General features: G+C 57.2%; 1 protein-coding gene. It reads left to right on the top strand.

Features of this window, described 5'->3' with window-relative positions:
• The coding region (locus H7995_RS28100; RefSeq protein WP_185819325.1) for an SEL1-like repeat protein at positions 1 to 991 on the top strand (991 nt) is incomplete at both ends.

Below are 991 nucleotides of genomic sequence, written 5' to 3'. Positions count from 1 at the left end.
CTGTGTACACGAACAAATCCCCGCGCCCTCCACCGAGGCTGATGTGCTGTTTCAGTACGCCCGCTGGCTACAGAAAAACAATCAGCTTAAGCAGGACAAAAGCGTTGATGTCGAGATCGAGCGCCTGTACCGCATTGCCGCTGAGAACGGCCATTACAAGGCCAATATCAATTTACAGAACGGTGCCATGCGGGGGCATTTCCAGCTTCGTGGCGATGAGCATTTGCGTTTGAGTCAACGACTGATCAGCGAAGGTGTGGCGACGGGTTATTACTTCGTCGGGATCTTCCTGCAACAGGGTTCAGCCGGGCTGAAACAGGATCCGGAAATGGCCCTGCGTTACTACCGCAAGGCTGCCGATAGCGGCAATGCCCAAGCCCAGGCGTATGTGGGTGAGAAACTGGCGCCAATCAGAATTGCTCCTGCGGTTGCCCGAATGATGCGTCATTGCGCGGCCGAGCAAGGTAATGGAGAGGCTGCTCGTGCATTAGGTGTTGATCTGTCCATAGATGGGCATTATCCAGAAGCGCTCGAAGCGCTTCAATTGGGAGTAGCGGCGGGTGATAGTACTTCTGCTTATTCGTTAGGAAAAGTCTTTGGTACCCCCCGCCCTACCGACGCAATTGATTCTCTCGGCCAACAGGAAGACCTCGAACGCGCTGAACGCTACAACAAAATAAGCAAAGTACTAGGCAACTATTCCTACGCCCACCCCAAAGTCCCCGAAATCAACGACATCCTCCCGCTGCCACCGGCCAAGCTGCCCGCCTGGAACGGTAAGCTCCAATGGCTGGAAACCCGCCTGGCCAATGTCCCACCGAAAAAACCCAGCGAGGTGCTGATCCGGCAGTTGGCCAAGGCCAAGCTCCTTGAGCCGGCGACCGGCAGGGCCATGCCCGGTTCCCCCGCGTTCATCAAGATCGGTTTTCCCGCACCGACTTGCTCCAGCGGCCAGGCTTGCCCGCAGACCGGCTACTGGCAGGCGGTGCGC

The sequence above is a fragment of the Pseudomonas kielensis genome, from assembly GCF_014236655.1.
In the GTDB taxonomy this organism is placed as follows: Bacteria; Pseudomonadota; Gammaproteobacteria; order Pseudomonadales; family Pseudomonadaceae; genus Aquipseudomonas; species Aquipseudomonas kielensis.
This window is presented reverse-complemented; position numbering and strand designations above follow the sequence as displayed.